The following is a 17,693-nucleotide window of genomic DNA, read 5'->3' on the forward strand; positions in this document are numbered from 1 at the left end:
CCATTCATAATCTTTTAATTTAATAGAGTAATCATTTTTAAAAAATCTCCAACTATTGATCATTCATAGTTGTTATTTTTGGTTAATGGAAGGCAAACATATTTTTGAATGATGAATATAAATCCATAAAAGGGGATGCCTATTTAGTGAATAAGAAGGTAATAAAAAGAAAAGTCGATTTCTTCAAACAGCCTATCGCCAATTTCCTAATGAAGGGAAATCATCAGCGTGTAAATAGATATGCAAAGTATTATGAGAAATTAAGCGTGCAAAAAAACACAATTCTATATGAGAGTCGTGATGGAAACAGTATGACTGACAGTCCATACGCGATGTTTAAATATATGCTGGAAAATCAAGACTATCAAGATTTTATGCACATTTGGTCCATCCAGGATTTCAGTGTCCTCTCAGGTATAATAGCGAAGTATAAGGATATGCCGAATGTTCAATTTGTTCAACGTAATTCAAAGGAATACTTAAAATGGTTGGCATCAAGTGAGTATTTGATCAATAACTCCACATTCCAGTCGTTCTTCATCCCTAAAAGCGATCAAATTTACATCAATACTTGGCATGGAACGCCCCTTAAGAACATGGGCTTCGATATACCCGGTAACCCTTCGGTCTCTCAAAACGTTGTCAGGAACTTTTTGAGTGCAGATTTCATTTTGAGCCCTAATGCCCATACTACCAACATATTTACACATAGCTATAAGTTAAATGGATTGTATAAAGGTGAAATTATAGAAGAAGGATATCCGAGAATCGATTTGACGCTGAATACGAATCCGGGGGAGTATAAGGAATATCTAAGAACTCTAGGTTTGAAAATCAGTGATGCCAAGGAAAATATTTTATATGCCCCGACTTGGAAGGGGACGAATTTGGCCAAAGTAGATAACGATCTTCTTCAAATCATTGCAGATATTAATTATTTACAAAGTCAAATTGGTGAACAATATAACCTATTTATTAAGGTGCATCCATTTCTATATAAAGAGGCTGCCAAGCATTCGGAAATCAAGGATCGACTAGTACCTGACCATGTGGATACAAATGAATTGCTTGCTGCAGTTGATTTGCTTATCACGGATTATTCCAGCATTTTCTTTGATTATCTTGTTACCGATAAGCCCATTCTATTTTACACATGGGATACGGACGTTTATTCAGAGCAAAGGGGACAATATCTCCAAAATGACGAACTCCCGGGACCAATGCTTTTTAACTCAAAAGAATTGGCACTGGCCATTAAAGATATTAAAAGTGTGAAATTGAGATATTCCGATAAATATAAAAAAATGCAGGAAAAATTCATTAACCATGAGGATGGAAAAGTAACAGAGAGAATAGTCAATAATATTTTCAATAAGTCTACGAAACAACTAAACACAATTACTGGGCTGGATTCCGCAAAGGAAAAAATATTAATTTATCCGGGCGGATTGAAGGATAACGGAATTACATCCTCTTTCCTTAATTTAATGAATAATATTGATTATGATAAATATGATGTCAGCTGTTTTACTGCCACTCCCCACTCGCACGAGGTTTTGAAAAATATGGGCAAGGTTAATAATAATGTGCGTTTTCTATTCAAACCTGGCTTGCCTGTGTATAAATTTTTGGAAGTCTACAAAGACAAATTCATCCATAACAGAGGGGAAAGAGGTTTCTTAGGGAAGAAGCTTTACCCGGAAAATGCCTATATTAGAGAGCATGCACGTTTATTCGGTAAATCAAAGTTTGATTTTGTTATCGATTTTAGCGGTTATAGCCATTATTGGGCTAAATATCTGCTGGCGGCAGATGCAAAAAAGAAAGTTTGTTATATGCACAATGATTTGCTTTCTGATAGTGAGCGCATCATTAATGGAAAAAGACCTCACCGTATTAATTTAAGAGGGATTTTTTCGGTATACAATCGATTTGATAAACTGGTAAGTGTTTCTGAGGGAACGATGGAATTAAACCGAAAGAATCTATTGGGGTATGCAGACTACGATAAGTTTGATTATGTAATGAATTCTATCAATCCGGATAAAATCCTTCAAATCGATTCAAATGAAACTGAAGTTATCGAAAATGATGAAAAGGCATTGTTCACAGAAAACTTCAAAGCAAGGGCGATATTAAGGGATGTTAAGGATAATCAAGTTTGGAATACCCTTCCGGGAGTTTCGAATGCCACTCAATTTCCACTGGAAGAACGATTTGAAGACGCTGAAATCGTGATTTCGAGAAAAGCCTATGCTGATCAAAAGAATTTTTACAAATTCAGTCATAACAATCAAATAATAGGCTGGATTAGTGAAGAAGCTGTGGAGCTGTTGCCAGACAGCATCATTTATGAAAAAGAAGTCGATAAAATTGCAAGGTTAGTAAGACCTCGATCGAATTATATTTGGTCCTTGCCGTATAAGGTTGAAGGAACGTACAAAGTTTCCGGCAGTCTAGATTTTAAAGGGGTCATTGTAAAAGTCGATAGGGAAGCAAAAACCCAGCATTCGATTTACAGCAGAATTTCTGTAAAAAACAAGATAATAGGCTGGATAGATAATTCTGCTTTATCCATGCTTGAACATTGTACAATCAATGAAGACATGAGCTTTAATGACAAGCTGCAAATCATGATGAAAAGAAAATATATATTATCCAGAAACTATAAAAACAATAAAAAATTCATCGATAAGATTGAGAATAGGACGCTGAAGGAAATAAACACCGGCAATCAGAAGTACGGAAAAATAACTAACCCGGAAGACCATACAATCTGGACGAAGGCTTATCCGAACTACAAGGCTAAGAGAGTGAGCAAGGCAATCGATTTTGAAGGGCAAATCGTCAGAATCATAAAGTATAACAGAACCAACAAAGGCGGCTATTACCTTTTCGAAATCGATAATAAGAAAATTGGCTGGTTAAATACGGGGGCATTCGAAATCATAGAAGAGCCAATCCTGTTAAAAGAACGGGAAGTGCGCGGCACTGCCGAAATTAACTTAGGCGATTATAATATTTGGGATAAGCCTTATGGGCTGCAAGATGCCATGGTCTTGGAAAATGGGCCAACCTTTAATGGCCGGATCGTGGAATTCGATAAAGAAGCGGTTACTCAACTTGGTACTTATGCCCATATATTATTGGACGGGATATCTATAGGCTGGATCGATAAGCAGGCGTTAATCGTACAAGAGGTGCATGGATTGGAAGTGAATAATCAATTCGTTCCATATCCTGATGAAAATGATTTTAACTTTGTCAATATGGGAAGATTATCTCCTGAAAAAGGTCAAGATAATTTGATTCGTGCATTCGCAGGCTTTCATGAGAAACACAAAAATAGTAAACTGTATATTTTAGGACAAGGACCTTTAAAGGAAGATTTGCAGGAAATCATTGATGAGCTGGACTTAAATCATTCCGTTCATCTTTTGGGTCAGCTTGAAAATCCATTTTCGTTCATGGGAAAATGTGACTGCTTCGTTCTTTCCTCACATTATGAAGGGCAGCCTATGGTTTTATTGGAGGCAATGACTTTAGGAATGAAAATCATGGCTACTGATATAGTGGCTAACCGAACCGTTTTGGAAAACGGTAAATATGGTTTACTTGTTGAAAATAGCATTGATGGACTGGAAAAGGGCTTATCTACTATGGTTAGTAATGATAATCCTAAACTAGCGAAGTTTGATTACACCCAATATAATGGATTGGCCATGGAAACTTTCAATAAATGCCTATAAAGTGAGGGAGGTTCTTATAATTAGACCTCACATATAGGTTGCGAGATTTGTTAATGATTCATTTAAGCTTAAAGTAAAAGGGGAAATTCTATATGATTTTGGTCGTTGGCGGTGCAGGATATATTGGAAGTCATCTTGTAAAAGAATTAGTGAATACTGAAGAGGTAGTCATCCTGGATAATCTCTCAACCGGTTTTCGTTCGCTGGTCGATTCGAATGCCATCTTGGTGGAAGGAAATTTAGGGGACGAAGCGGTTTTGAATGAAATATTCCTTAAATATCCCATTAAAGCTGTTATGCACTTTGCCGCTAATAGCTTGGTTGGTGAGTCTGTTCAAGATCCTTATAAATACTATGATAATAATGTAGGGGCAACTCTTACATTATTGAATACCATGCTCAAGCATGATGTTAAGAATTTCATTTTTTCATCAACGGCAGCTACATACGGGATACCGAATGTTGATATGATTGATGAAGATCAGCCAACCAATCCGATTAATCCATATGGTCGCTCGAAATTGATGGTAGAGCAGATCTTAGGAGACTTTGCAGAGGCATATGGACTACATTATGTCGTCTTGCGTTACTTTAATGCGGCCGGAGCACATGCGTCGGCAGAAATTGGTGAAAGCCATGATCCGGAAACACACCTGATTCCAATCATTTTACAGCATTTATTAGGTCAACGTGAGAAGATTTCCGTGTTTGGAACGGACTATGACACAGAAGATGGAACTTGCATTCGTGATTATATTCATGTAACGGATTTAGCTCAAGCTCATATAATCGCGCTTCAAGCCCTATTATCCGGGAAGAAGGATACGGCCATCTACAATCTTGGGAATGGAAAAGGATTTTCGGTTAAGGATGTAATCGACACTTGTGAAAAAGTCACAGGAGTGAAACCGACCATAGAGTATGCGGATCGTCGCCCTGGAGATCCAGCCCGCCTGGTTGCTTCGGCTAATAAGATATATGAAGAACTTGGATGGAAAGCGTCGATAGATTTGGAAGAAATCATTGAAAGTGCGTGGAAATGGCATAAATCTCAATTGAATTAAAGGCCCCTTAGGGACTAGATAGTCGTTTCAGACTGTAGACAAACTCGAAGAAAAGCGAGTTTGCCTGCAGTTTTTTTATTTGAATAAAGCTGCAGGTGATTTCAGAAATCCTCTCCCTTTCAGCCGGCTGTCTGCCAAGCCTCATCAAAGCAAGCGCCTGTGGGGCCTTGGTAGCCAGTAATTCGGCAGGAGTGTCGCAAATTTCTCAATAATTGAGTTTTTCAGCTCATATAAAACAGTAAAAATCATGTAGTATAACCAAGTTATTTTAAAATCATGGTCCGCAGTTTTTCGACCTACCTCGCACTTTATTCGACATACTAAGCTTCCAGTGCTTTCTGGATTGATTTTTTCAGGGCCTCTACAAAATTCTGTCGTGTTTCATCGGTTAATTCCAACAGGGAAAGATAGGGATTTAAATCCTCCAGTTCTACTAATAAAAGTTCACCTTGCTCATTCCGGCACGCATCAACTCGTTGGATTCCCCAATCGAGGTTGTTCCATTCAATAAACCGTTTAGCAAAGGCCAGATCTGCTTCAGTAGGTACATATTCTTTTAATTCCCATCTTTTCTCTTTATCAGGCGCATAAAGGGCATACTGAAATTCCATATCGACAAAATAAAATGAGACCTCATACTCAAAATCGATAAATGGCTGTACCAACGTGTTTTTTGATTCCGAATCCATTTTATCTCCCAATTCTTCTTTCGTGGCAAATTCCAAACTGATGGAATCCGCTCCATCTTTCGGCTTCACTATATACGTTTCCACATTAGGAAGTTCATTTAAAGATTCAAGTGTATCGATGGTCGGAATGACAGGGAATTGAGCATTCGTCAGTTCAATTAAGTATTCCTTCCCGTTCATATCAGCCTTTCCAACAAATGAATTGTATGTTTTCAAATAACCAGCAGCCACTCTATTACGGAATGCTAGATACTTATCTTTAAAATTGGCTACTGGACCGGCATTTCGAAAGATGATCAAGTCAAAATCCTTCTCAAACGTTTCAATGTCTTCAGGATGGCAAAGTACTAACTGAAAATCTTCCCTAAGCTTCGAAGTAAGGAACAAATCCTCCTCATAATAATTTCTTCCTTTTGCTTCATAGTATAAATCCGTTACGAATAATAGTGTCTGCATGCCTCCTGCACCTGCTTTACCGTTATTTTCATTGATTAGGATAAAAACAAAAAACCCCGTCTCATTAAGAGACGAGATTTGAACTCGCGGTACCACTCTTGTTTAATGAGATGCTTCGAGAGCAGATTACTACCCTTTACAAACGCACAATAATACGTTGTCCCTATAAAACGGGGGAAACCGGTAAAGCTTACTAAAGATTCGGCTTTACTTCTCGGGGATGATCTTCGGTTATATTCTGGACACTGGCTTTCAACAAAGTACCAGTTCTCTTTGGAAGAGAAATTATAACGTACTCCTTCGCTTAGTGGAATTTTACAATTAGATGCATTTGAGTAATTGTACAATAGTCAGAAAATAAAATCAATGGTTGTTTCACTGAGTATAGGACGAAAAAGGGATTTTGATGGAGATGTAGAATGACTATTCAGGAGAAGCACCATTCATTTAATAGGAGATGTTAGATTTGAAAAGGGTAAGGGTTTTTCATTACGATGCGTTCAGCAGTAAACCGAATAAAGGAAATCCGGCAGGTGTGGTTTTAGATGCGGATGGACTGACGGAAAAGGAAATGCAGGATATAGCGATGAAGGTGGGGTTCAATGAAACCTCTTTTCCCATGGAGTCCGATATTGCCGATCTTAGAATCCGTTATTTTACACCAGGACACGAAATGAACCTTTGCGGACACGCGACAATGGCTACCATCCATGCACTGAAGACTAGGGGATTATTGGATAAAGATGAGGTGATGATTGAAACGGGAGCGGGAATATTGCCAATCAAGATCCATACGACGGCTGATCAAGAGATATACATTACGATGAAACAGGCGGCGCCGCAGTTTGAAGCGTTTAACGGAGATAAGGGTGGCTTAGCCAGTTCCCTGGGCCTTGATATAGAAGATATGGAAAGTGAATTACCCATTGTTTATGGAAGTACAGGTTTATGGACTTTGCTGGTTCCGGTAAAAGAACGCAGTTCATTCAAAAAGATGAAGGCGGACAATAACCTGTTTCCGCAATTATTAAAGGAAATGCCAAGAGCTTCTGTTCATCCCTTTTGCCTGGAAACCTATGATAAGGATGCCCATATGCATGCCCGGCATTTTTCCTCGCCATTTTCAGGTACGCTTGAAGACCCGGTTACAGGAACGGCTTCAGGTGTAATGGGGGCTTATTATGCAAAATACATAAAGGATCACCTTGAAGATGAGGTGGACCTGTTAGTCGAACAGGGACATGAAATCGGAAAGGATGGCAGAGTTCGCGTTACGGCTACCTAAAACCATGACACCTATGATATTGAAATCACCGGGAATGCTGTCTACGTTAAAGAATTTGAAGTGGAAGTCTAAAGGTTCATGCAGGGGAGGATGGGCGGTTGAATGATAGCATATCTGAAAAGGTATAGTGAACACGTAAAAACCCTGTGCTAAGACGTTTCATGCCTTAGCACAGGGTTCTTGATGAATCATTTCCCCATGCTCATTCCTTTTAAAGCGACCGCAGTCAGAAACACGGTCACGCAAATGATTGAGGTGGATACGACCATCGCTATCGGTAAAGTCATTGGAAATTCCTTTTTAGATGATGGTCACGCCGCTAAGATCGACCTTAGCTCCATGTAAAAAGTTGTAAGTGAGTTTATCCATCGAAGCTCCAGTAAAGTCGATTTTCTTTAAATCGGACATCCGGAATTGAACATTGATGAGTGTGGCATCGCGAAATGATGCCTTTTTCAATGATGAACCTTCGAAAATGGTTTGGTTGAATGTTTCCCCATCAAATATAAGACCAGATAAATTACAGCTTTTAAAATGGGTTTTATTATAAATGCTGTTCTTGAAAGTTACGCCTTTTAAATTTGCACTTTTAAATAAGGTACCAGTTAAATTGGCGTTTTCAAAGATACAATTATCTAAGTTACTGCTTTTAAATGTGCTGTTCGTCAGGTCGGAATGGCTGAAGTCGGAACGGCTTAAATCACAGGAATCAAACTTCCCATCATGCACCGAAACCGAGCGAAAGTCGGAATCCAATAAGCGTTGCCTGGAATAGTCCATGTTTATCGCCTGCTCAAGCACATTATATTGAAGATTGAGTGATTCCATGAGCTCTGATACTTCTCCAATCGAATCCACAGTCAGCTTATACGCTTCCTGCTCACTGGCACCATTCCTTCTATGGTCATTGTATTTTTCCAGTAAGTTTTGCAGCAGTTCTTCTTCCAATTCCTTTGCTGTTTTTGCACTTTTGTACGGGGCAAAAATGCTATGAACATGTGTATGCAGTTTTTCAATCACATTTCATCTTCCTTTCTTATAGGAGGCGCTCAAGTATTCGTTTGGCCTGCTCCCAGTCATTTTTATTTTGGGTATATGTGTCTTCCCCGATCGGGGTGATTTTGTAATATTTCCTTCTTCCGCCTTGTGTGGCATCTCCCCAATAAGAGATGATGCATCCGTCCTTTTCCAGTCGTTTTAAGCTGGAATACATCGTCGCTTCCTTAATTTCATACTGTTCATTGGAATTCGTATATATCAGTTTGCTGATTTCATAACCATATTTGTCGCCACTTTGCAGAAGTTTTAGAATCATTGTATCTACATGTCCGCGAAGTAAGTCAGAAGATAGTTGGCGTTGAACCAAATCCTCACCTCCTTTGGTATATCCTATAATATATTACTATGACAGTCAAGGTAATTTGGTTAATGTATTTCGCGGATCACTGCGTCGCATACTATTTTTAATTTTACTAATTTGTGCCAGATATAATATCCGCTTGGAAGGGATTGATTATGCTTTGTAGAAGAAATATGTAAGGAGGTGGGGAGGGTTGAATAATTCGTGGAATAAAGTGATTTATAAGGTTTGGTCGCCGATTTATGACAAAATCTTCAACTCTCATCTCTTTTTAGATGCCAGGAAAAGAATATTTGAAGAGATGCATTTTCATGATGATGCAAAGGTTCTGTTTGTGGGCGTAGGAACGGGGTCCGATTTGGAGCTGATCAAGAACCCTAAACTTGAGATAACGGCGATAGATCTGTCAGCTGATATGCTAAAAAAAGCGATGGAGAAATTTGGTGATACACAGATCAATTTCCTCGAGATGGATGCACAGCATATGGAATTCGAGAATGAATCGTTTGACTATATAGTGGGAAGTTTGGTTCTTTCCGTCGTACCTGATGCCAATGAATGTCTTCAGGAAATGATCAGGGTTTTAAAAGCGGATGGAAAAATAATACTATTCGATAAGTTTATTTCTAAAGATGAAGTGCTTTCACTACCTAAAAAGCTTCTGCGACCGATCATTAGATTTTTAGGAACGGATATCGGCTTGAGGTTTGAAGACTTGTTCAGTAGACATGAAAAGAATATGAAAATTGAAGAAGATCGACCGATCATGCTGAATGGAATGTACAGAAAGATAATCATCAGTAAACGGATGTAACAGGAAGGAGGATGAGGGATGTTTCAGAAGTGGATTGGGAGTCGGATTCAAAGACATGAGGATACATCAGGGAGCTGAATTTTGTTGTTTGGAAGCTAAAAAATAGGAACCTGGCTCCTCTTTTTCTACGCTGACTAATGGGGGGCTGTCAAGCCTGATCCGCTGTAAAGAACATGTCATATTTGACATGCATATATAGAACCCATGTCTTCCCTAACGTGGATATTGAAGAATGGATCATACCATCAGAAGATAGTTTGAAGGCATCTTTGATACCTTTAAATTTCAGTGACCAAGTATATAAACAACAAGGTCCAGTAGTGTCAGAACGCCATATGTAACGCATTTTTGATGCAGCTGTTACATAGGCATTAGCCGAAATGAGTATAATTAACAAGTGGGATACACTGGGAAGAGGTGATGGTTTTGTCGGAGACGATTACAACCTATGAAGATCTATTGAATATGCTGGACTCGTTATTGCGTGAGCCGATTGGATTCTGGAATGGTTTTTATGAAGACCGTGAAAAAGGGGTTCCCTTTTTCGAAAATTTCCCTGATGAGAATTTGGTTACATATTTTGATAGTGGGTCAATTGGGCCAGGAAAGGTTCTTGAGCTTGGGTGCGGACCTGGAAGAAATGCCATTTATCTCGCTCAAAAAGGCTGTTCCGTTGATGCGGTGGATCTTTCGAAGGAAGCCCTTGGATGGGGAAAAGAACGTGCGGCAGATAAACATGTGCACGTGAACTTCATTCAAAGGAATATATTTGATTTGGATATTGAGGAAGGGCAATATGACTTTGTGTATGATTCAGGTTGTTTTCACCATATTGCTCCACATCGTAGGATCAATTATTTGGAGATGGTGAAAAAGGCGTTAAGGAGTAAGGGGTTGTATTCGATTACTTGTTTTGTCGAAGGCGGCATATTGGGTGGTGCTGACATTTCAGATTGGGAGGTATATAGGCAAAGAAGCCTCAAAGGCGGATTGGGTTTTACTGAAGAAAAACTCAGAATGATCTTCAAGGAATTTGAAGTGGTGGAAATACGTAAAATGAGGAAAATGGAACAATCGGATGAAACCTTTGGGGTGCAAGGTTTATGGACGGCTTTATTTATGAAAAATTGATTTTCATAAGATAGGCGAAATGGGTCTTAAACGGAGGATCTGGGATCAGGTCCTTTTTTGTTATAAAGAAAAGGGGTAATCGTTAACAAAATGTAAAAATGGTAAAATATAATAATGAAATGCTTTTTGGGTGAACGCAGATTTTCCAGAATAATAGATAAAGGATCTAATCTTCTTTTGAAAATACAGTGGTTGTATGGTTTCAAAAACTGCTGGGAAGGTATATGGAAAGAGGGGCCATTGGGCATCAGATCATCATAAGATTTTTAAGTATGGAAGAGGTTATCTTCGATGCTTGCTTTGTTGATAATTTTTCTATAAAAAGCTGATGTCAGCGTTAGATTTATCGACTGCTGAGACCAATTGGAATGCTTTTAATAAAAAACTAAATAGGAGGAGTTTATGCACAGGAATAAAGAACTATATTCTTTTTTATTGAGTGTGGCAGGACAATTGACTGAGGATTGGTACGCAACATTGAATAAAAACGACAAGGCGGGGGTTTATAGCTCACCCGATCCCAAAGTGATCAAAAAACTTAAACAACAAAATAATGAATTCCATTTACGTTTCTTTCAGGTCTTTGATACAGAGGAAAGGGAATTCTTTGAGCAGCTTGGTGAGTGGATTGAAGATATCGGTCAGGATGAGCAGCATTTAAAAACACCCATCTATTTTATATTGAGGGAGTTTTTTCGAACGCAAGAGCAATACCTGGATTATATTGACCGTTTTGTGGGATTGAATGGAAATCAATATACCCAGGAAGAAATAAATTCCTGGTACCGGATAGTGATCAAGGTGTTCAGTGAAGTGATGGAGAGGTTTACGGAAGCGAATCATAGATATGCCAATAAAATCATGAAAGCCCAACAGTCAACGATCGATGAATTGAGCACGCCCATCATTTTCCTTAAGGATAACACGGCGTTGCTTCCCCTGATAGGCGATATTGACACGACGAGGGGCATGTCCTTGCTTGAAAACACATTACAAAAGTGCGCTGAAAAAAATGTCACCAGGCTTTTCATTGACCTATCGGGCGTTCATGCTATAGATAGTGCATCCGCACACAAGCTGTCACAATTGATTGAATCCTTAAATTTGGTGGGAATCCAAACAACCCTTTCAGGACTTCGGCCGGAAATAGCCATGACTGCCGTTATAAGCTTCAACTGCCTTTTGATAAAGTGACGATAAAGTCCACTCTTGCCCAAGCGATCAGTACGATAAAATAATACATACATATCAAGGGCATGGGTTGCTCGTTATAAATTTCATCGAGAAGACCGCCATATGGCGGTCTTCTCGCATGTATAAGTGATGCTTGCATTCAAAATGGGTTCGGGCTCAATAAGGCAAGAGCCCGAACCTGCCGGATTATTCAATATTGGCAAAGACGGCTAGATCTTCTTTATTGCCAACCACTAAAAGCAAATCTTTTTCATGGATATCCTGGTCCGGTGAGGGTGCTATGATAACTTCCCCATTACTCACGATGGCAATGACGCTGATATTATATTTTGCACGCAAATCTAGCTCCCTGAGGCTTTTTCCCTTCATGCTCATGGGGAGGATGATTTCCTCGATATTGTATTCTTTCGAGAGCTCTATATAGTTCAGCATGTTAGGGGAAAGGAGCTGATTCGCGACCCGTTCCCCCATATCCCTCTCAGGATAGATGACCCAGTCGGCACCGATTTTAGTGAGCACCTGACCGTGATTTTTATTGAGTGCTTTGGCAATGACCTTTTCGACCCCAAGCTCTTTTAAAAGCAAGGTAGTTAAAATGCTCGATTGCATGTCATTTCCGATGGCTACGATGACACAGTCGAAATTACGGATTCCGATTGATTTCAATGTTTCTTCTTCAGTCGTATCCGCCATGACCGCATGGGTGACGCTCAGTCCCGCATTCTCGACTCTTTCCTCGTTGACATCAATACCCAATACCTCTTGGCCGGCCGTATATAATCTATGGGCCACACTGGTTCCGAATCTGCCTAAACCGATCACGGCATATTGTCGTTTTCCCATCTTTTACACTCCTTCATTTATGATTAACCAATCATGATCTTCCCTTTTGGCCGGCGGAACGGATCTGGTTTGCGCCTCATAGCGATGGCAAAGGCCAAAGTCAAAGGACCCACACGGCCTGCAAACATCGTGAAAATGATGAGCATCCGGCCAGCCGGTGATAATTCGGGGGTCAAACCCATTGAAAGTCCCACGGTGGCAAATGCTGAAGTGGCTTCAAACAAAATCATCAAGAAATCAGTTCCGCTTTCAGTGATGGTCAGCAGAATGGAGATGATTGAAACCATGAATACGCCAATGAATGTAACGGATAATGCTTTAAAAATCGTTTCACTCACAATGCGGTGACGGAATAATACCACATCACCCTTTCCTTTAATCTGTGACCAAACCGTTCCAAAAAGCGTTGCTAATGTAGTCGTTTTAATCCCGCCGCCAGTCGATCCGGGTGAAGCCCCGACGAACATCAAGAAAATGATGAGCAGTAATGTAGGCTGAGTTAAATCAGGGATATTCAGCGTATTGGAGCCTGCCGTCCGTGGTGAAACCGATTGAAATAAAGATGACAGCATTTTACCCATGAAAGATAATGGCTGTAATGTCTTGGCATTGCCGAACTCGAATAAAAAGATTAAAATTGCGCCGGCAATGGTAAGGGTCAAGCTAGTCGCCAGAACTATCTTCGTATGTACGGATAAACGATGGGTATTCCGATATTCGTATAGTTCATTCATCACAATAAAACCTATCCCGCCAAACGTGATGAGGAATGCGACGGTAAGGGTTACGAATGGATCCGATACATATGGGGTCAAACTCCTGAATTCCCCCATTAAATCAAAGCCGGCATTATTGAAATTCGATATGGAATGAAAAAACCCGTAATAGACTGCTTTGCCGATTGGCATGTCAAAAGAAAAGCGAATCGATAAGATAAGGGCACCCAGGCCTTCAATGATGGCCGTGAAAATTAAAAGCCGTTTCACTAACCTGACCACACCCGCCATGGATAGATTATTTAAGGACTCCTGCAAGAGTAACCTGCCTTTTAAAGAAATCTTTTTGCCTAAAAGGAAAAAGAAAAATGTCGCAAATGACATGAACCCTAAACCGCCTATCTGAATCAGTGTCAAGATGACCAACTCACCAAAAGTGGTGAAGGTCGATCCCGTATCCACTACGACCAGTCCTGTTACACATGTAGCGGAAGTCGAGGTGAATAAAGCATCCAGAAAAGAAAGACCCTTGCCATTTTCTGTGGAAATCGGCAGGGTTAATAAATAGGCCCCAATAAGTATCAGGGTGGCAAAGCCTAGTACAAGTATTTTTGGCGGATCCAATAAATTTTTTTTCATTCCCAAATAACCATCCCTACCTAAAAAAAATTGTGTGAAACTGTATGGTATTTTAATCATCAATCTGCTTTCAGAAGCTTTTTAAAGGCATAATAAAAAGACCTGCTAAAACATCGAACAGTTATTTTGCCCCAAAAAGCATGCAAAAAAACTCCCGAAATAGGCGGTCTTATGACCTCCTTCGCTTTAGCCGACGAAGTTAGCTGACGGGTAGGATGGCGAAAGAGCTGATCTCATCCCTTCTGCAAGGCAGAATTAACCCCAAATGATTGGGTCCTCCGTACTCAATTCCCTTGAGTTTAGGCCGAAATGCATTAAATTGATAAACGTATTCTACTCCCATCATTTAGCAGTTGTAAACCCCTGAATTGCAAAAAAATATTTCTTTAACAAAACTGAAAATTTACGTTTTATTTACATTTTAAAAACGTATTGACAAATATTAGTTAGCACATTATGATAGGTTCGATTAATCCGATTATGATAACCAGCATCGGGGTGCTTTATTCACTACTTTCAATCAGAACACGCTATTGCCAATCAAAGTTTCTAATATATATATATCATGTTCCTTTTGTAAATGATAAAGAAAAAAGCAGTGCATTCGTATGTAAAGATTCAAAACATTTTATTAAAAAGGCGGGCAATTATGGAGAAAACGTTCAATAGATATGTTATTAATGCTACAGGCAAGGGTGGCCAGACATATTTAACACAATGCCAGGATAAAGATGCACTAAGGAAATGGATAGCCGATCATGAGGATCAAATCATCATGGATGAGTTAAGGATAACGGATAAGAAAAAGAATCCGTTCTTAAAATTGTTTTCCCTAAGGTAAATTAACTGAATCCAACATTCATTAGCGGTATTCAATTGTAATCCCTGTGTTCTATCCGGGAACGCTGAGCGAAAAATCCATATCTTGTTTTGCTTTGAAACTCATTTATTTTGAATGAGTTTTTTTGCTATGAAAACCTCTAAGAGCAGGTATTATTCCATTGGTAATATAGGAGCGGAGGCCAAGATGTAATCAGATTTAAAGGCATGTTGATGGAACATGCCTTGGATGATTCGTTCATTGTATGAATGTGCGCAAATGGCTGATGAAGTTCAAGATTTGAAAATGGATTTTCGCCATTTCTTCCGCCGTTTGCTCTTCACAATTCTCCAGCCACTCCTGTATCACCCCTAAAATCGCCGATGTCAGGAAGGCGTGCATATACATGCGGAAGGCTGCATTTTTAGCTGCTGGATGCTGGCTGATCAAACGCTCCAATAGTACTTCACCGAATACGCGCTTTATTTTTTTTGCAAAAGAAGGATCGCCCTGATCACCAAGAATGGCCCTCAAAGCGTGGGCATGTTCACTGATGAATTGAAAAATCTCTACGAAGGGCGGGTAAAGCTGTTGTTGATGAAGAGCCATAAAAGCCTCTTTCGGCAAAATGGCAGTAATGCGGGTTTGAAGTTCATTTAACAATTCCTGCTGTAAGTGATCCATCAATTCATATTTATCTGTGTAATGTAAATAGAATGTGCCCCGATTAATGTTGGCGCGCTCTGCAATTTTCTTCACTGATACATGTGAGAACCCCTCTGCTTCAACGAGTGCAATAAAATGATGTTGTATCTGCATCTTCGTCTTTTGTACCATATCCTCATGAATCGATGCCATGGAATGTCTCCTTCACTGAACATTTTTCCAAATGTGTTGATTGTATTAGACCAAATGCTACCCTAGAATGATAATACACTCAACACCGTGTTAATTAAAGAGGGAGGATGTGTGTACAATGAAAAATGCGATTTCCATTGAAGGAATTACTAAGGGTTTTCATCAGAAAAAGGTCATTCAGCCATTGAGCCTGAATATTGAAAAAAGCGGAATTTTTGGCTTGTTAGGTCCATCCGGATGCGGAAAGACGACCTTGATTAAAATGATTGTCGGATTGATTAAGCCCGATGCGGGTAAAGTCACGGTTCTGGATCATGAAGTGCCAAATGAAGCACTTTTAATGGATGTCGGCTATATGGCACAGTCCGATGCTTTATATACAGAACTGTCGGGAGCTGAAAACCTCGAATTTTTTGCGAAGCTATACCGTTTTTCGAAAAAGGAACGAAGGGAACGCATTCAATATGCAGCTGAAATCGTACAGTTGACGAATGATTTGAACGTTCGGGTTGCGCATTATTCAGGGGGAATGAAACGCCGTCTGTCACTGGCGGTTGCACTCATCCAAAATCCGGAGATTCTCATTTTGGATGAACCGACAGTAGGAATAGACCCTTTGCTGAAACAATCGATTTGGCAGGAACTTGAGCGTTTAAGAAATGAAGATCATAAGACGATCATCATCACGACGCATGTGATGGATGAAGCGGAACGATGCGATAAACTGGCGATGCTGCGTGAAGGTGAAATCATCGCGGCAGGAACCCCGGCAGCTTTAAAAGAACAATTTGCCGTGGAAACGCTTGATGATGTTTTTTTAAGGATTGGAGGTGGCCTAAAATGAGAATTGCCTCTCTTGTTACTCGAATTACACGGCAGATGCGCCGGGATCGAAGGACGCTCGCTTTATTTTTCCTGGCTCCATTGCTCATTTTAACACTCATGTATTTTATTTTCGATACAGAATCAAGTGATTTGAAAATCGTTGTTACAGGCAGTAATGAAGCTATGGTCAAAGCATTGAAACAAGCGGACTTTCAAGTAACGGCCGCTGAGGAATTTTCACAGGAAAAAATGATTGAAAATGATATGGATGGCTGGCTGCAGGTTGAAAATGGCAAAATGAAACTGACACTATTGAACGACGAACCGACCCGTGCAAAGGCCGTTCAAATGCAAATGATGCATGGCTTGCAAGGGAATGAAAAAAACACTCCTTCAATTGAGGAGCAATATGTTTACGGGGATGCCAACACAAAGGGTTTTGATACTTTCAGTCCGATGCTCGTCAGCTTTTTCGTTTTCTTCTTTGTATTTTTAATAGCGGGGGTCGCGCTTTTGAAGGAGCGTACAAGTGGTACGTTGGAACGGCTGCTTGCTACACCGATTAAAAGGTACGAAATCGTAGCGGGCTATGTGATCGGATATGGCTCATTTGCTCTCGTTCAAACCATAATTGTCGTACTATATGCTGTCAATGTATTGGATATCGTCCTTGTTGGCTCCATTTGGCTCGTTTTACTGACGAATATACTTGTCGCGCTCGTTGCATTATCGCTTGGTACATTACTATCGAGTTTCGCGACATCTGAATTCCAAATGGTACAATTCATTCCGCTGGTCATCGTGCCGCAAGTCTTCTTTACAGGAATTTTCCCATTGGATGGCATGTCAGACTGGCTGCAAAAAATCGGCAAGGTCATGCCTCTGTATTACGCATCGGATGCCATGAACGGCGTTATGTACAAAGGTTTCACATTCAATGAGGTTTTACTGGATCTACTCATTCTCCTGGCCTTTGCCGTCGTTTTTATCACCATCAATATCATTAGTTTGAAAAAATACCGTGCACTATGAAATCAACAACTTTAAAAAAGAAGCCTGATTCCTGGAAAGTGAGGAACCGGCTTTTTTTACTGGAAGAAAACTGGATTTTGGTTGAACGCCGAAGTAGCCTTCCCATCGGTTGATTTATTCAAAAAAGCTTCTCCTTGCCGGTTTTCTAATTACAGGTTAATGCAGTTTGTTGACGGGCTGTTAAAGTTGTCCTAGGATATAAGGAAATGCAATGATTT

The 17,693-nt window shown here is 39.9% G+C and carries 14 protein-coding genes, 1 pseudogene, 1 riboswitch and 1 other annotated feature; of the genes and pseudogenes, 9 read left to right on the top strand and 6 right to left on the bottom strand.

Features of this window, described 5'->3' with window-relative positions; genetic code table 11:
• Window positions 1–146 precede the first annotated feature (146 nt).
• Entirely contained in the window at window positions 147–3,749 is a 3,603-nt protein-coding gene (locus tag QFZ73_RS15010; RefSeq protein WP_307267550.1) for a CDP-glycerol glycerophosphotransferase family protein, read from the top strand.
• 92 nt (window positions 3,750–3,841) lie between these two features.
• Window positions 3,842–4,813, top strand: a complete 972-nt coding sequence (gene galE / locus QFZ73_RS15015) for a UDP-glucose 4-epimerase GalE (RefSeq protein ID WP_307267553.1) — start codon at window positions 3,842–3,844, stop codon at window positions 4,811–4,813.
• A gap of 320 nt (window positions 4,814–5,133) precedes the next feature.
• On the opposite strand, the gene QFZ73_RS15020 is transcribed toward galE, so the two are convergent.
• Complete coding sequence (locus QFZ73_RS15020) at window positions 5,134–5,958, bottom strand: ATP-grasp domain-containing protein (RefSeq protein ID WP_307267556.1); 825 nt, start codon at window positions 5,956–5,958, stop codon at window positions 5,134–5,136.
• 64 nt (window positions 5,959–6,022) lie between these two features.
• Window positions 6,023–6,276 (bottom strand) — a binding site (T-box leader).
• Window positions 6,277–6,424: 148 nt separating this feature from the next.
• Between QFZ73_RS15020 and QFZ73_RS15025 the strand changes: the two are divergent.
• Window positions 6,425–7,315: pseudogene (locus tag QFZ73_RS15025) on the top strand (PhzF family phenazine biosynthesis protein).
• Between the two features lie 228 nt (window positions 7,316–7,543).
• Here QFZ73_RS15025 and QFZ73_RS15030 read toward each other — a convergent pair.
• Window positions 7,544–8,263 (bottom strand): pentapeptide repeat-containing protein, encoded by a 720-nt coding sequence (locus QFZ73_RS15030; protein WP_251432455.1) that lies wholly within the window; start codon window positions 8,261–8,263, stop codon window positions 7,544–7,546.
• A gap of 16 nt (window positions 8,264–8,279) precedes the next feature.
• Complete coding sequence (locus tag QFZ73_RS15035; protein ID WP_373459010.1) at window positions 8,280–8,558, bottom strand: PadR family transcriptional regulator; 279 nt, start codon at window positions 8,556–8,558, stop codon at window positions 8,280–8,282.
• A 238-nt stretch (window positions 8,559–8,796) separates the two neighbouring features.
• On the opposite strand from QFZ73_RS15035, the gene QFZ73_RS15040 reads away from it, so the two are divergent.
• From QFZ73_RS15040 to QFZ73_RS15050, 3 genes are all read left to right on the top strand, one after another.
• Window positions 8,797–9,417, top strand: a complete 621-nt coding sequence (locus QFZ73_RS15040; RefSeq protein WP_307267565.1) for a class I SAM-dependent methyltransferase — start codon at window positions 8,797–8,799, stop codon at window positions 9,415–9,417.
• Between the two features lie 426 nt (window positions 9,418–9,843).
• Window positions 9,844–10,548, top strand: coding sequence for a class I SAM-dependent methyltransferase (locus QFZ73_RS15045; protein ID WP_307267568.1), 705 nt, complete (start codon window positions 9,844–9,846; stop codon window positions 10,546–10,548).
• Between the two features lie 402 nt (window positions 10,549–10,950).
• The gene (locus QFZ73_RS15050; protein ID WP_307267570.1) at window positions 10,951–11,742 is read left to right on the top strand and encodes an STAS domain-containing protein; all 792 of its coding nucleotides are present in this window, start codon (window positions 10,951–10,953) and stop codon (window positions 11,740–11,742) included.
• A 186-nt stretch (window positions 11,743–11,928) separates the two neighbouring features.
• Here QFZ73_RS15050 and QFZ73_RS15055 read toward each other — a convergent pair whose 3' ends face one another.
• Both QFZ73_RS15055 and QFZ73_RS15060 read right to left on the bottom strand, forming a co-directional pair.
• A complete protein-coding gene (locus tag QFZ73_RS15055; protein ID WP_307267573.1) occupies window positions 11,929–12,585 on the bottom strand; it encodes a potassium channel family protein in 657 nt (218 codons plus the stop codon).
• Window positions 12,586–12,608: 23 nt separating this feature from the next.
• The gene (locus QFZ73_RS15060) at window positions 12,609–13,940 is read right to left on the bottom strand and encodes a TrkH family potassium uptake protein (protein ID WP_307267576.1); all 1,332 of its coding nucleotides are present in this window, start codon (window positions 13,938–13,940) and stop codon (window positions 12,609–12,611) included.
• A gap of 173 nt (window positions 13,941–14,113) precedes the next feature.
• A riboswitch (cyclic di-AMP (ydaO/yuaA leader) is annotated at window positions 14,114–14,256 on the bottom strand.
• 333 nt (window positions 14,257–14,589) lie between these two features.
• Between QFZ73_RS15060 and QFZ73_RS15065 the strand changes: the two genes are divergently transcribed.
• On the top strand, window positions 14,590–14,781 hold the full coding sequence (locus QFZ73_RS15065) for a hypothetical protein (protein WP_076370632.1): 192 nt from the start codon (window positions 14,590–14,592) through the stop codon (window positions 14,779–14,781).
• 237 nt (window positions 14,782–15,018) lie between these two features.
• On the opposite strand, the gene QFZ73_RS15070 is transcribed toward QFZ73_RS15065, so the two are convergent.
• Window positions 15,019–15,618: a TetR/AcrR family transcriptional regulator gene (locus tag QFZ73_RS15070; RefSeq protein ID WP_307267584.1), complete on the bottom strand. Its 600-nt coding sequence runs from the start codon at window positions 15,616–15,618 to the stop codon at window positions 15,019–15,021.
• 118 nt (window positions 15,619–15,736) lie between these two features.
• Between QFZ73_RS15070 and QFZ73_RS15075 the strand changes: the two genes are divergently transcribed.
• Window positions 15,737–16,462 (top strand): ABC transporter ATP-binding protein, encoded by a 726-nt coding sequence (locus tag QFZ73_RS15075; RefSeq protein ID WP_251432434.1) that lies wholly within the window; start codon window positions 15,737–15,739, stop codon window positions 16,460–16,462.
• Window positions 16,459–17,475, top strand: coding sequence for an ABC transporter permease (locus QFZ73_RS15080; RefSeq protein ID WP_307267588.1), 1,017 nt, complete (start codon window positions 16,459–16,461; stop codon window positions 17,473–17,475). Before QFZ73_RS15075 ends, QFZ73_RS15080 begins: the two co-directional genes overlap by 4 nt.
• Window positions 17,476–17,693: the final 218 nt, after the last annotated feature.

The sequence above is a fragment of the Peribacillus sp. V2I11 genome (genome assembly GCF_030817135.1).
Lineage (GTDB): Bacteria > Bacillota > Bacilli > Bacillales > DSM-1321 > Peribacillus > Peribacillus simplex.

Bases quoted from the DNA above. Each gene is read 5' to 3' on its own strand.
- QFZ73_RS15020 (WP_307267556.1), bottom strand. From the start codon at position 5,958: ATGCAGACACTATTATTCGTAACGGATTTATACTATGAAGCAAAAGGA.
- QFZ73_RS15075 (WP_251432434.1), top strand. From the start codon at position 15,737: ATGAAAAATGCGATTTCCATTGAAGGAATTACTAAGGGTTTTCATCAG.
- QFZ73_RS15055 (WP_307267573.1), bottom strand. From the start codon at position 12,585: ATGGGAAAACGACAATATGCCGTGATCGGTTTAGGCAGATTCGGAACC.
- galE (WP_307267553.1), top strand. From the start codon at position 3,842: ATGATTTTGGTCGTTGGCGGTGCAGGATATATTGGAAGTCATCTTGTA.
- QFZ73_RS15065 (WP_076370632.1), top strand. From the start codon at position 14,590: ATGGAGAAAACGTTCAATAGATATGTTATTAATGCTACAGGCAAGGGT.
- QFZ73_RS15080 (WP_307267588.1), top strand. From the start codon at position 16,459: ATGAGAATTGCCTCTCTTGTTACTCGAATTACACGGCAGATGCGCCGG.
- QFZ73_RS15035 (WP_373459010.1), bottom strand. From the start codon at position 8,558: ATGATTCTAAAACTTCTGCAAAGTGGCGACAAATATGGTTATGAAATC.
- QFZ73_RS15070 (WP_307267584.1), bottom strand. From the start codon at position 15,618: ATGGCATCGATTCATGAGGATATGGTACAAAAGACGAAGATGCAGATA.
- QFZ73_RS15060 (WP_307267576.1), bottom strand. From the start codon at position 13,940: ATGAAAAAAAATTTATTGGATCCGCCAAAAATACTTGTACTAGGCTTT.
- QFZ73_RS15050 (WP_307267570.1), top strand. From the start codon at position 10,951: ATGCACAGGAATAAAGAACTATATTCTTTTTTATTGAGTGTGGCAGGA.